Raw genomic sequence first — 12836 nt, 5'->3', positions numbered from 1 at the left:
GGCGCTTGTAAAAATGCGCAGGATGGCGTCCGATGCCGCATGGACTACCGCGAGCACCCTGCCCCCGACGACCTGCGCCGTCATATCCAGTGCCTCTGGTGGCTGCGGGACGAAGCCCCCGGCCATGACGTGCAGGTCATCTATCCCGATGGCCGCTGCGAGTTGCTGGCGGAACTGGGCGTGCCGCTGCATCTTCATGGGGCAGATGGCCGGATCCGCTCCGATCTGCCGTTCTGCTTCGCTGCACAGCAATGCGGCCCGATTCGTCTGCAGGCTGTCGGCCCAGTTTCCTGCATTGGCGTGCGCCTGCAGCCGGCCGCGAGCGCCTTGATTGCCGGCGTCCGCCTGCCCGGGCTTCGCGACCAGGCGCCGGACCTGTACACGCTGGATGCCATCTTTGCCGAGACCTTCAGCGCCGCCGCGCGGGCAAGCGCCGCCAGCGGTACGCCCGAGCCCCTCTGGCAGGTGCTGCGGGATCGTTGTGCCGGCTTCGCCCTGGACGAGCGCATCGAACTAGCCGTTGCGGAACTGGATGCAGCGGAAGGCGCTCTGCGCATCGCCGAACTGGCACGGCGGCTTGGCATGTCCCTGCGTGGCTTGCAGTCGCGTTTTCTGGCGGCCGTGGGCATGACCCCGAAAGAATATGCCCGGGTTTGCAGGCTGCAGGCTCTGTTGCACACGCTGGATGGAGAACCCACCAGCATCGCCTTCGCTGCGGCGCGCCACGGTTACAGCGACCAGGCCCATGCCACGCATGATCTGGTGCGCTGGACCGGCGTCACGCCCGGTCGACTGGCCCACGCACTGCGCGGTGATCGTGGCAGTAACGATGCACTGCGGCTGGCAGCGGCCTTCGTGCGTGGAAGCAGTGTCGCCCGCTCACCGTGAGCCCCTGCCCTGCGTCGTCCTACAGGAACCGGTGCATCACATACACGTCAACCAGCCCCAGCGCCCGATGCCGGAACGCCGCCGGTAGCGTCCCGACCACGGCGAAGCCCAGCTTCCGGTACAACTCAACCGCTGGCGTATTGGTGCTGACCACGTAGTTGAACTGCATGGCCAGGAAACCCTCCGATCTGGCGCGATCCAGGCTGTGCGCCACCAGCGCCCGCCCGATGCCACGCCCTTGCGTCAGCGGATCGACCACGTAAGTGGCACTGGCCACGTGTGCACCCAGGTCCGGGAAGTTGGCGCCCATCTTGTACATTCCGGCCACGCGCCCTTCCAGAACGGCCACAAAGGCCGCCTGCACTCCGAACCAATGGCTCCGAAAGGTGCCGGCTTCGAAGGTGCCGGCGAACGGAAGCGAATCCTCCGTCGCAATGGCCGCCTTGAAAATCGCCCACATGGCGTCGAAGTCACCGGCGGTGGCAGCTCGGATCTCCATGCGATTCCCCGCGGTTCGGCGTAGTGGGCAAGGCGGACACTAGCAGAATCCAGCACATGCCCCGCACCCGCTTCACGCGCCACCGCCATCAGTTCCGCGATAGTTGAGCAAACTCCGGCCTCTAGAGCAGTACATGTCCCCCACTCCCGCGCGCACTCCACACCGGTTCCGCCGATGGCGCGTCGCTGGTTACCTCCTGCTGGGCGTGTACGTTCTCTACCTGCTCGCCGGCAACATCTTCCTCAATACGCCGCTGTTCGACCAGGTCACCAACCGCAAGCCGCACAAGTTCGTGATGACGACCGGCCCGGCCATCACGCTGCTGCCGGGCCATGTGATTGCCTGGAACGTGCACATGCGCGGCCACGTCAACCACACCGTCTACGTGCTGCATGCCGAGCGTGCCAGCGCCCGATTGGCCGTGCTACCCCTGTTCCGCCGCGAAGTGCGGGTTCCCCGATTGCAGGCCACTGGCGTGTCTGCCGAGATCAGCCGCGTCGAGGAGGCCATTCCGTCGCCCCCGCGCAGCGACCAGGGCTGGACCCTGCGTTTCGACGCCATCCACAGCGACAGCATTCGCAGTACCCGGCTCGGCAAGCTGCTGATCATCGGCAAGGGCCAGGGCACGGTGGGGTTCCTCAAGCAACTGCGTGGCGGGCCGTCCGAGCTGTTCGATTCCGAGGTCTCGTTCAGCAAAGCAGACACCAGCTATGACGGCGTGCAGCTGCTGGGCGGCATGGATCTGACCGCGCGCTTCAGCTATCCGCGCCACTATCGCGACCAGGCGCCTGGCCTGGCCAAGTTGAAGCTGCTGCATGCGCAACTTGAGGTGGATGCGCGCAGCCAGGGCCTGCGCATGGATACGTATGCGACATCGCCGAAGGTCTCCAGCGCGCCCGTGGCCGGACACCTGCAGCTGGCGCTCCACTTGATCGATGGCCAGCTGCAACCCGGTGACCACGCACTCTGGCAGGTACCGCTCTTCCTCGGCGATGGCGCGCCCGATCGCGGCGTGCTGGCCCTGCAGCTCAATGTGGCCAACGACCTGCGCCTGCAGGCCCGCCTCCCGCCACGCCCGGATTCGGCCGCCGGCATCGATGCCGATCTGCACATCACCGGGCGCCAGATCCCGTTCCAGCACCCTGCCCAGCTGCTGGAGCGCAGCTCCGGTACCGTGCGAGGCGAATGGGCCTTCACCTCGCTCAACTGGATCCCTGCCCTGTTCGTGCGCAAGCCATGGCTGCAGCTCGATGGCGGTGGCACGCTGAAGGCGTATCTGCGCCTGCGCAACGGCGAACTGATCGAAGGCAGCACCGTGGACATTCCTTCCGCCGCAGCAGTGGCCGAAGTGGCCGGCGTGCGCCTGGCCGGTACCGCCAGCGCGCATGGCGAGCTGAAGGCAGGCAGCCCCAACCAGGCACAGCTGGCCATCCGGCTGCCCCGCTTCACCGCGCGGCCCAGCGATGCCCAGGACGTGCGGCTGTTCGACGGGCGCGACCTGGCCGTGGACCTCACCGGCGATGGCCGCCTGCAGGAACTGCGCAAGGGCGTTCGTGCGCGGCTGCGCTTCAGCCAAGCGACCATTCCGGACCTGGCCGCTTACAACCGCTACCTTGGCTCCCAACAGGTGCGCCTGCTGCGTGGCACCGGCAGCCTCAGCGGCGACGCCACGCTCGACACCGATGGCCGCGTCGGCCACGGCACCGCGCGGCTGCTGGGCCGCAATGCCAGCGCGAACGTTGCGGGCCTGGACTTGGGCGGCGATGTCGACGTGAATGCGACGCTTCGCCGCGGCGACTTCAACCAGCGCCATTTCGATCTGTCCGGCACCACCGTGGAGCTGCGCAATGTGCAGGTGGCGGGCACCGATTCCAACAGCGCGTGGAAAGGCCGTGCCGTGTTCAAGCGGGGCCGCATCGACGCGCAGTCCCCGTTCCAGGTGGACGCTACCACCGATCTGACCCTGAGCGATGCACGCCCCTTGCTGGCCGTGTTCGCCAAGCGCACCGACTATCCGCGCTGGACGCTGTCACTGCTCGACTCTGGCCAGGTCGATGCACAGGCCACGCTGCGCTGGCGCCCGGGCCATCTGCTGATCGACGGCCTGCAGGCCGAGAATGATCGCCTGACGGTACGTGCGCGGCTGGATCTTCTGGAGCAGCGCAAGCGTGGCGATCTCTACCTGCGCTGGGGGCTGCTGGGCGCCGGCATCGAACTCAATGGCGACCAGCGCCAGTGGCATCTGGCCAAGGCGCGCGAATGGTTCGATCAGCAGCCATCGCTGCTGCCTGCCAGCCAGGGTGGCAGCGTTGGGGGCACTTCAGACTGATTGCACCCGGCCTGCATCCATGTGCCGCTTCTGTTCGTATGCACGGGTATAGGCATGACGGAGCGGTACGGAATGAAGCGGCGTTCACAGGCTTTGGGTCTTCTGGGATGGGGCGTGGTCACTTTTGCGGCGGCGGGAGTCGGCGCGTGGGCATCCACATCCGCCGCCAACTTCTACGCTGCCCTCGCCCTGCCCGCCTGGGCACCGCCTGCCAGCGTGTTTGGCCCGGTATGGACCCTGCTCTACACGATGATGGCCCTTGCGGCGTGGTTGGTCTGGCGCGAACGCGGCTGGCGCAACGCGCAACCGGCCCTGATGCTCTATCTGCTGCAGTTGGCCGTCAATGCGCTCTGGAGCTGGCTGTTCTTCGGCTGGAAGCTGGGCGCGCTGGCCTTCGTCGACATCCTGGTCCTGATTACGCTGGTGTGCGCAACGATCGTTGCCTTCGCACGCATCCACCGCGGCGCGGCGGTGATGCTGCTGCCTTACCTGGCCTGGATATCGTTCGCCTCGGCGCTGAACTTCGCGGTCTGGCGCGGCAATCCCGGGGTACTGTGACCCGGTGTCGGCACTTTCAGGCCTGGGCGACGTGATGTGGCTGCCAGGTACGCAGCAACGCGGGTTTGAACGCCTGCTGGCCACAGCCTGTGGGGCACCGCACCACCCGCGCGGCGGTGTGGCTGACCAGGCCCTGCCCTTCCTCTGCCTTGAATACCGTTTCGCAGCACAGGCAGCGCGCAACCAGCGAGTACAGGTGGAGCAGGCGCCCACTGGCCGGATCCTGCAGGGCATCCACATCCAGCAGCTCAAACTGGCAGCTGTCGGCAAGCATGCGGTACGGCGTTGAAGGCAAGGTCTGCAGGTTCACGGGAGGTGGTCACTCAGGAATGTGCGTTCACCCTAGGCAAGTCGGTGTCGAGCGCGCGTGCAGCGCGCATGTACCTTTCGCGAAGCACGCAGGTGCTCCCGGATGCTCTGGATGAAGAATTCAGCTTCGAATGAAGCGCTCTTCACGCACGCGTACTGGTATGCGAATGCAGGATTTTGCGTCACCATCCACGGATACCGGGTGCAGCTGGGCCATTCCAGCCATCCACGAATCATGAGTCCAGCCCTTGATGCCTTCTGCCGAGCCCACGCACGACACCGCCCAGTCCCGTTGTGCGCGCGAACCGATCCACACGCCCGGTGCCATCCAGCCATACGGCGTGCTTCTGGTAGTGGAGCCACAGTCACTGCGGGTGCGCGAGCGCGCGATCAGCCAGCCGGGTCTGCTGCGGCAGTTCGGCGAACCCTTGTCGCAGCATGTCAGCGAGGTGCTGGGCGGCGTACTGGCGCCCTTCCAGGCGCTGTTCCAGCAGGCCACGGTCGGCAGCAGCGCCCATGTCGGCGCCGTGCACCTGGATGGCCACGGCCGCCATCAATTGCTGCTGCACCGCTCTGCCACGGATCTGCTGGTCGAGTTGGAGGCACCGGTTCCCGGCCAGCCGGGTTCGCTTGAAGAACTGTATCCGTCGATCCGCGAACTGATGACTGGCATCGAATCGGCCAGCACCGTGGAAGATCTGTGCCAGCTGGCGGCCGCGCACATGCGCCGGCTGACCGGCTTCGATCGCACCCTGGTCTACCAGTTCGATGCCGGCTGGAACGGTATCGTGGTCGCCGAGGATGGCAACGGCCTGTTGCCGTCCTACCTGGACCTGCGCTTTCCCGAATCGGACATCCCGGCCCAGGCCCGCGAGCTGTACCGGCGCAACCGGGTACGCCTGATCGCGGACAACAACTACACCCCTGCCCCACTGATGCGCAGCGAGGAGTATCGCGATGCACCGGCCACCGACCTGAGCCTGGCCGTGCTGCGCAGCGTTTCGCCGGTGCACCTGCAGTACATGCGCAACATGGGCACCGGCGCGTCGATGTCGGTCTCGCTGGTGCATGAGGGCCAGCTGTGGGGCCTGGTGTCCTGCCACACGGTGCAGCCGCGCCGCCTGCCCTACCACGTGCGCACCGCCTGTGAGTTCATGGGCCAGATCCTGTCGCTGCAGATCGCGCTGAAGGAGCGTGCACGCGCCATCGAAGAGCGCGTGGCGCGCCGCTCGGTGCTGGTCAAGCTGCTTGCACGCATGGCCGGCGACGAGGATTTCATGGCTGCGCTGCGCCACGATGAAGCCAGCCTGCTGTCGCTGACCGGCGCGGCAGGCGCCGCCATCGTGCACAAGGGCGACTGCATGCGTGTGGGCCAGTGCCCGCCCGCAACCGACGTGTTGGCCCTGGCCGATTGGCTGGCCGCACAGCAGGCCGGGCAGGAAACGTACTGCAGTGACCATCTGGCAGCCGACTGGGCGCCCGGTGCGCGCCTGTCCAACGTGGCCAGCGGCGTACTGGCGGTGTCCATCTCGCAGCTGCACGACAGCTACCTGATGTGGTTCCGACCGGAGGTGGTGCGTACCGTGCGCTGGGGCGGCGATCCACGCAAGACCGACGCACCCGACGTGGCACTTTCGCCGCGCAGCTCCTTCGAGGCCTGGAAGGAAATCGTCCAGCAGCGCAGCCTTCCATGGAACGACGCCGACCGCGATGCCGCCCTCGAGATGCGCACCGCCATCGTCGACATCGTGCTGCGCAAGGCCGAGGAAATGGCCGAGCTCAACGAGCAGCTGGTCCGCAGCAACAAGGAACTCGAAGCGTTTTCCTATTCGGTCAGCCACGACCTGCGCGCGCCCTTCCGCCACATTGTCGGTTACTCGGAGCTGCTGGGCAGCTCGGCCGGCGAACGCCTCAACGACACCGAGCGCCGCTTCCTGGATACGATCGTGGAGTCGGCCAAATCTGCCGGAACGCTGGTGGATGACCTGCTCAGCTTCTCGCAGATGGGCCGTTCCACGCTCGGCCGGGTGCGACTGGACATGGCCGCACTGGCCGAAGATGTCCGCAGGAGCCTGGCCTTGGACTACAGCGGCCGCGACGTACAGTGGAGTCTGGCACCGCTGCCGGAGGTCGAGGCCGACCCGACGATGCTGCGCCTGGTCTGGCAGAACCTGCTGGCCAACGCGATCAAGTTCACCCGCGAGCGCGAGCAGGCAGTGATAGAGATCGGTCACGAGCGCAACGTCGACGAAGACCATTTCTTCGTACGCGACAACGGCTGCGGCTTCGACATGCGCTATGTCGACAAGCTGTTCGGCGTATTCCAGCGCCTGCATCACGTCGAGGAATTCGAAGGCACCGGCATCGGCCTGGCCAACGTGCGCCGCATCATCGGCCGCCATGGCGGCCGCACCTGGGCCGAGGGCGAGCCAGGCAAGGGCGCCACGATCCATTTCACCCTACCCCGTTCCACAGGAGATCACCCATGAGGGACCTGCGGCCGATCCTCTTGGTAGAGGACAGCCCCAAGGATGCAGAGCTGACGCTGGCGGCGCTGTCGCGTTGCCAGTTGCTCAACGATGTCATCCATGTACGTGACGGCGCCGAAGCGCTGGATTACCTGCGCTGCGAAGGCAAATTCGCCGGCACCAACCACGGCGGCCCGGTGGTGGTGCTGCTTGACCTGAAGCTGCCCAAGGTGAACGGCCTGGAAGTGCTGGAGCAGGTCCGTGGCGATTCGAACCTGAGCAGCACGCCGGTGGTGATGCTGACCTCCTCCCGCGAAGAGCAGGATCTGGTGCGCAGTTACGAACTGGGCGTCAACGCATTCGTGGTCAAGCCGGTGGACTTCAAGGAGTTCTTCGACGCCATCCAGGGCCTGGGCATGTTCTGGGGCATCACCAACCAGCCACCGCCGCATCGCCCCAACGGCTCGGGGCAGCACAATGCGTGATGGATCGCGCCGCAGCGAGCGCCTGCGCATCCTCATGCTTGAGGACAGTGCGCTTGATGCGGAGTTGATCAGCGCACAACTGCGGCGGGCTGGCCTCGACTTCGAGGCCGAGCGCCTGTGGACCCGCAATGCCTTCATCGAGGCGATCGAGAATCGCGCCTTCGATGTCATCCTGGCCGATCACGTGCTGCCCGGATTCGACGGCGACGCTGCCCTTGCGTTGGCGCGCGAGCGGATCCCGCAGACGCCCTTCATCTTCGTCTCCGGTACGCTCACCGAGGAGCTGGCGGTACAGGCGCTGACCCGCGGCGCACGCGATTACGTGGTCAAGCAGCGCCTGCAGCGCCTGCCGGATGCGATCCGCCGCGCCCGCCAGGAGGCGCACGAGCGCACCCAGCTGGCCCACGCGCAGGCCGCACTGAATGACAGCCAGGCCCAGCTGCAGCAGGTAACCGATGCTGTCCCGGCATTGATCGCCCAGCTCGACAAGGAGCATCGCTACCGCTTCGCCAACAAGGCCTTCCTGGACTGGCATGGGGTCAGCCTGACCGAGCTGCTGGGCCGCACGGCGCGTGATGTCAGCGGTATTTCCGCCTTCGAACATGCCCTGCCCAGCATCGAACGGGTGCTGCAGGGTGAGCGCACCCGCTTCCAGGTGGAACTGGCCCACCGCAGCGGCGAGTCACGCTTCGTGCAGATGGACTGCGTGCCGGAGCGAGGCGCCGACGGCGCCGTGGTCGGCTACATCTGCCTGGGCAGCGACGTCTCCGGGCTGAAGCAGGCCGAGCTCGCCCTGCGCGAAGACAACCAGCTGCTCGAACGGCAGGTCCAGGCGCGCACCGCCGAACTGCGGGCGAGCAAACGACGGTTGCAGGCCATCTTCGAATCCAGCTTCCAGCATCAGGTGCTGCTGGACCTGGATGGCCGCGTGGTCGACGCCAATGTCGCGTCGTTGGCTGCCGTACTGGCCGACAAGCCCGACGTTGTGGGCCAACGCTATGGGCAATCGTTGTGGTTCAGCACCAGCGGCGACGTTGGCACCCTGGTGGACCTGGCCGTTGCCGATGCCGCGAAGGGGCAAAGCTCGCTGCATGCACTGGAGCTGGAGCTGCCCACCGGACGCCGCAGCTACGATTTTTCGTTCCGTCCGCTATTGGATGCCGAAGGCGCAGTGACGGCGGTGGTGTCGGAGGCAGTGGAAACCACGGCCCGGCTGCAGGCCGAGCATGCACTGCGCCAGTCACAGAAGATCGAAGCGGTGGGCCAGCTCACCGGCGGCATCGCTCATGATTTCAACAACATCCTGACCGTGATTTCCGGCAACGTTGAACACGCCATGCTGCTCAGCGAGCGCGCCGGCGAGCCGGGCGCCATGGTCAGCCGTGCGCTGGACAACGCCCTCAAGGGTGTGGGCCGTGCCGCCAGCCTGACCCAGCGCCTGCTGGCATTTGCCCGGCGCCAGCCGCTGCACAGCCAGGCCGCCAATCTCAACGACCGGCTGCTGGACATGCATGACATGCTGCAGCGTGCTCTGGGCGAGCTGGTGCAGCTGGAAATCCGCGCCGCCGAGGACGTCTGGTGCGTCGAGATCGACGTCAGCCAGCTGGAAGCCTCGGTGCTCAACCTGGCCGCCAATGCCCGCGATGCCATGCCCCATGGCGGCCGGCTGGTGATCGAGGTCGACAACAGCCATCTCGACCACGACTACGCCGCCCTGTTCCCCGATGCAGCCCCTGGCGAATACGTGATGCTGCGGGTCCGCGACAACGGCCACGGCATGGACGCGGCCACCCTCGCGCGCGTGTTCGAGCCGTTCTTCACCACCAAGCAGGTTGGCCGCGGCACCGGCCTGGGCCTGTCGATGGTGCATGGCTTCGTCAAGCAGTCCGGCGGCCATGTGCTGATTGACTCGGTGGAAGGCGGCGGCACCAGCATCACCATGATGTTCCCGCGTTCGACGCTGGCCCTGCCCTGCGAGGCAAGCGCACCGCAGACCGGCCTGGCGGGTTACTCGCCACGCGAGGAAACCATCCTGGTGGCCGAGGACAATGATGATGTGCGTGCGCACACCGTCGATGCACTGCGCCTGCTGGGCTATCGCGTGCTGGAAGCACACGACGGCCCCTCCGCGCTGCGCCTGCTGGAACGCCCCGACACCAGGGTGGACCTGCTGTTTTCGGACGTGGTGATGCCCGGCATGTCGGGCTGGGAGCTGGTGCGCGAAGTGCGGGAACGCTGGCCGGAAGTCGCCGTGCTGTTCACTTCGGGCTATCCACGCGACCACGACGCAGTCGGCAGCCAAGGCCGGGCAGCCGCCCTGCTGCCCAAGCCGTTCACCCGCAGCGACCTGGCCCAGGCGGTACGTGCTGCGCTGGAGGGTGCCACGCACTGAGGTCAGGCAACCGGGTCGCGCTGGTCCGCTGCGATCCGGTTGATGTCCGCGCACTCCACCGTGGCCGGCGGGTGCTCCCTGCCGGCCAGCGCAATCATCGCCTGGCCCAGCGCCAGGTTGCTGGTCACCAGCGACGGCGCAATCGCGCCCGCCAGTTTCATCAAGGGCGCGCCACCCCAGTACAGCGGCTTCAACAGGCCATGACGGGTGCCGGTGCCTTCCACAGGGCGCACGCCACCCGGACGCAGCATGACCGTGCGGACCGGCAGTTCCTGCAGTGCCCGCTCGGTCTCGCCCTTCACCCGCAATGGCATCACCCGGCTTCGCGCATCCGCGCCGGCGCCGGATACATAGAGGAAACACCCCTGCGGATTCGCCGTGGCCCAGGCGCGGGCGACGGCCAGGGTGGTGTCCAGCGTCACCCGCCGGTACTCGGCCTCGGCGGTGCCCACCGGCGGAGCGCCGGCGCAGTAGAAGCATGCATCGAACCCGGCCAGGTCCTCCACCCGATCCTGGATACGCAGAAAGTCCGGCACGATCAGCTCGCTGCCGCTACCGGCGAGGCTGCCCGGGTGCCGGACCAGTGCGGTCAGACTGGCGACCCGGGGCGAGCGCTGGCAGGCCAGGGCCACACCCTGCCCCACCAGCCCCGCGGCACCGGTCAACAGAACACGTAGCGCGCCCGTTGCCATCGCCGCACTCATCCTAGAGCTTCACGAAACGCTGGATCTTCCGCGCCAGCCAACCGCTGAACACCAACGGTGCATCCAACGCTGATACACAGATGCAGGGAACGCCAGGTGCGGTGACTGGTTGGTGTTCCACATCCTCATCCAGGTCCGCCACGTCGCCCGGTGCGAACAGCCCCAGCGCGTCGTTGTAGGAACCGCGCAGGATCTGGGTCAGCTCGCTGCGGCCGTGGCTGTGCATGGGCAGGCACTTGCCCGGGGCGATCTTCAGCATGATCAGCGAGGGCATCTGCTCGGCACGGATGCAGTGCACCCCCGGCGCCATCCAGCGCCAGCGCAACCCACTGAGCGAGGCGCCGAAATAGGGGTGCAGCGAGGCAGGCAGATGATCCGGATCGGCCTCGGGCCGCTCCTTCGGCACGGGACGCGCGGCGCCGGCCACGGCAAGCGGCGTTTCCGCCGCCAGCTGCATCAGCATGGCCTCGCGCAGCTGCTCGCGGCGCCGATCGGGCGTGGCTGGCTGCGTCTGCTCCAGCAATGCGGAGCCGATCGCCTCGGCCTCGCGCAGGCGCTGGCGGCACTGCGGGCACTGCTCCAGGTGGGCGCCGGCCACGATGCTCAACGGCGCCGGCAGCGCGCCGGCGGCATAGCTCATCAAGGTGGATTCATGCAGGTGGTGATGCGGATTCACAGCGCACCTCCCACTTTCGACTGCAGCTGCAGGAACGCCCGCCTCAGGTGTGACTTGACCGTCCCGAGCGGCATGCCCAGCGCCTCGGCAATCTCGCTGTGGCTCTTGGCTTCGAAATAGGACATCCGCACCAGCCGCGCCTGCACCGCAGGCAGCTCGTTGATGCGCTGGCGAAGGCGCGCCTGGTCGGCGAACTGCTCGGCGCTGCTGCGCTCAACCACGTCCAGTGTTGCCGCATCTTCCACCGCTGCCTGTACCTGCATCCAGCTGCGTTCGCGCCGCACGCGGTCGATATGCAGGTTGCGCGCGATGCGGTAAAGCCAGGTACTCAGTGCCCCCTGCGCAGGATCGAAGTCAGCCGCACGCAGCCATAGCCGCAACAGGCTCTCCTGCGCCAGCTCCTCGGCCACCGCGTCAGGCACGCCCAGGCCACGCAGGTACACGCACAACCGCGGCATGAAATGGTCGTAGATCCGCATGAAGCAGTCGCGATCGCGCAGCCGCGCCACGCCGTCCATGTCACCGGCCCAGTTCGTCGGCTCGCTGCTCGGCTGCTGGGAACTGGACACGGTGCGTGCGGTATCGAAGTTGAGGAGAGTGCTGGCGGCGTCAGGGTACATCTGCGTTCGCGGCGGGCGGGTGAAGGTCTGTCCTCTGTACGCGCGGGGGCAGCAATTGGATGCAGGTTACCCAACGCATCCAACCAGCCGCTCCCGGCGTATGACCAGAGCCCGCCCTTACGGATGAACACCATGCGCACCGCCTGGCTGCTGCTGTGCCTGCCCCATGCCGCGCTGGCGGCCCCCTGGCTGCGAAGCGAGGGCGTGGCCACCTCCGCACAGGGCGACATCCTCTACCGTGAAGTGCACTGGCAGCGCGAGGCAACGGAGGGCGCCGAGCGCTGGGTGCTGTACCAGTGTCCGGATGGCAAGCCTTTCGCTCGCAAGCATCTGCCGGCAAGCGCCCGGCCGCAGGCACGGGGCTACTTGCTCGAGGACCGCCGCAGTGGCCAGAAGGCCGAGGTGGAGGCCGCCGGCGATTCGGTGTCGATCTCCTGGCAGGAAGATGCCGCCAGCCAGCTGCGTCAGCGCCGGCTTGAACTGCCGCCGGACGCGGTGATAGATGCAGGATTCGACGCGGCGGTGCGCCTGCACTGGCCGGCACTGCTGCGGGGCGAGCGCATCACGCTGCCATTCCTGGTGCCGGCGCGCCAGCGCTACTTCCCGGTGCAGGTGCGGCGCACCGGCCCTGTTCGCTGGCAGGACGTCGATGCCCAGGCCATCGAGGTGAGTGTGGACACCTGGTACGGCGGCATCGCGCCGCGCCTGGCCCTGGTCTACGCCACTGCCGACCGCCGCCTGCTGGAGTTCCGCGGCACCAGCAACCTGCGCGATGCGCGCGGCAGCTACCCACAGGTGATCGTTCGCTTCAACTCTCCGCCCGTCGGGCGATCAGCAAGCGACTGGCAGCAGGCGTGGGCGCAACCCCTGGCGGAGCGCTGCGTCGTGACGCCCAGGTGAAGTCGAAA

12 protein-coding genes are annotated in these 12836 nt (G+C 67.1%); 7 read left to right on the top strand and 5 right to left on the bottom strand.

What is annotated here, in order from left to right; genetic code table 11:
• The first annotated feature begins 39 nt into the window (after positions 1-39).
• Positions 40-888, top strand: a complete 849-nt coding sequence (locus B9Y82_RS08365) for a helix-turn-helix domain-containing protein (RefSeq protein ID WP_100472287.1) — start codon at positions 40-42, stop codon at positions 886-888.
• Between the two features lie 19 nt (positions 889-907).
• Here B9Y82_RS08365 and B9Y82_RS08360 read toward each other — a convergent pair whose 3' ends face one another.
• Positions 908-1387: a GNAT family N-acetyltransferase gene (locus B9Y82_RS08360; RefSeq protein ID WP_100472284.1), complete on the bottom strand. Its 480-nt coding sequence runs from the start codon at positions 1385-1387 to the stop codon at positions 908-910.
• Between the two features lie 133 nt (positions 1388-1520).
• On the opposite strand from B9Y82_RS08360, the gene B9Y82_RS08355 reads away from it, so the two are divergent.
• Positions 1521-3716 carry a hypothetical protein gene (locus B9Y82_RS08355; protein ID WP_100472281.1) on the top strand — a complete coding sequence of 732 codons (2196 nt, stop codon included), beginning with the start codon at positions 1521-1523 and terminating at the stop codon, positions 3714-3716.
• A 72-nt stretch (positions 3717-3788) separates the two neighbouring features.
• Positions 3789-4274, top strand: coding sequence for a TspO/MBR family protein (locus tag B9Y82_RS08350; protein ID WP_100472279.1), 486 nt, complete (start codon positions 3789-3791; stop codon positions 4272-4274).
• A gap of 16 nt (positions 4275-4290) precedes the next feature.
• Here B9Y82_RS08350 and B9Y82_RS08345 read toward each other — a convergent pair whose 3' ends face one another.
• Positions 4291-4584 carry a hypothetical protein gene (locus B9Y82_RS08345; RefSeq protein ID WP_100472276.1) on the bottom strand — a complete coding sequence of 98 codons (294 nt, stop codon included), beginning with the start codon at positions 4582-4584 and terminating at the stop codon, positions 4291-4293.
• A 250-nt stretch (positions 4585-4834) separates the two neighbouring features.
• On the opposite strand from B9Y82_RS08345, the gene B9Y82_RS08340 reads away from it, so the two are divergent.
• From B9Y82_RS08340 to B9Y82_RS08330, 3 genes are read left to right on the top strand one after another with little or no spacing between them, the layout of a single operon-like run.
• On the top strand, positions 4835-7072 hold the full coding sequence (locus tag B9Y82_RS08340; protein WP_100472274.1) for an ATP-binding protein: 2238 nt from the start codon (positions 4835-4837) through the stop codon (positions 7070-7072).
• Positions 7069-7536 (top strand): response regulator, encoded by a 468-nt coding sequence (locus tag B9Y82_RS08335; protein WP_049422003.1) that lies wholly within the window; start codon positions 7069-7071, stop codon positions 7534-7536. The genes B9Y82_RS08340 and B9Y82_RS08335 overlap by 4 nt, the downstream gene beginning before the upstream one ends.
• Complete coding sequence (locus B9Y82_RS08330; RefSeq protein WP_100472272.1) at positions 7529-9928, top strand: hybrid sensor histidine kinase/response regulator; 2400 nt, start codon at positions 7529-7531, stop codon at positions 9926-9928. The genes B9Y82_RS08335 and B9Y82_RS08330 overlap by 8 nt, the downstream gene beginning before the upstream one ends.
• 2 nt (positions 9929-9930) lie before the next feature.
• Here B9Y82_RS08330 and B9Y82_RS08325 read toward each other — a convergent pair whose 3' ends face one another.
• Genes B9Y82_RS08325 through B9Y82_RS08315 form a run of 3 tightly spaced genes read right to left on the bottom strand, consistent with a single transcriptional unit; the run spans position 9931 to position 11928 of the window.
• The gene (locus B9Y82_RS08325) at positions 9931-10632 is read right to left on the bottom strand and encodes an oxidoreductase (protein ID WP_238381560.1); all 702 of its coding nucleotides are present in this window, start codon (positions 10630-10632) and stop codon (positions 9931-9933) included.
• A 1-nt stretch (position 10633) separates the two neighbouring features.
• Positions 10634-11308, bottom strand: a complete 675-nt coding sequence (locus tag B9Y82_RS08320) for a ChrR family anti-sigma-E factor (protein ID WP_049421999.1) — start codon at positions 11306-11308, stop codon at positions 10634-10636.
• Positions 11305-11928 carry a sigma-70 family RNA polymerase sigma factor gene (locus B9Y82_RS08315; protein ID WP_100472269.1) on the bottom strand — a complete coding sequence of 208 codons (624 nt, stop codon included), beginning with the start codon at positions 11926-11928 and terminating at the stop codon, positions 11305-11307. Before B9Y82_RS08315 ends, B9Y82_RS08320 begins: the two co-directional genes overlap by 4 nt.
• Before the next feature lie 132 nt (positions 11929-12060).
• On the opposite strand from B9Y82_RS08315, the gene B9Y82_RS08310 reads away from it, so the two are divergent.
• Positions 12061-12828, top strand: a complete 768-nt coding sequence (locus B9Y82_RS08310) for a hypothetical protein (protein WP_100472267.1) — start codon at positions 12061-12063, stop codon at positions 12826-12828.
• Positions 12829-12836: the final 8 nt, after the last annotated feature.

The organism is Stenotrophomonas maltophilia, assembly GCF_002799155.1.
In the GTDB taxonomy this organism is placed as follows: Bacteria; Pseudomonadota; Gammaproteobacteria; order Xanthomonadales; family Xanthomonadaceae; genus Stenotrophomonas; species Stenotrophomonas maltophilia_R.
This window is presented reverse-complemented; position numbering and strand designations above follow the sequence as displayed.